Source organism: Gilvimarinus sp. 1_MG-2023, from assembly GCF_030548285.1.
In genome coordinates, this window is record NZ_JAUOSC010001487.1 from 1 (window position 1) to 246 (window position 246).

The 246-nt window shown below is 51.6% G+C and carries 1 protein-coding gene; it reads right to left on the reverse strand.

Annotated features, from left to right (window positions below; translation table 11 throughout):
* On the reverse strand, nucleotides 1-200 hold a 200-nt coding region (locus tag Q4563_RS21770), incomplete at its 3' end, for a globin (RefSeq protein ID WP_303606017.1).
* Nucleotides 201-246: the final 46 nt, after the last annotated feature.

The window sequence follows — 246 nt, forward strand, 5'->3', positions numbered from 1 at the left end:
TAGTACATGCTCTTGATCATATCAATACTGGGTTTGAGAGTACGACGCCAGGTTGCTTCCAGCTCTGGTGAAAACTGAGGGTCATGACGAGCCAGGGTTTCCATCAAGGCATCCAGCCAGAGGCTGTAATACATCGGGTTGATATTCATTTCAGCACGGCTGTGGCTCTTTCCCAGCGCCCGGATTTTGGTGTCTGACATGCCACGGGAATGCATCACCAGCCACAAGATGCCACTACGCAGCAAG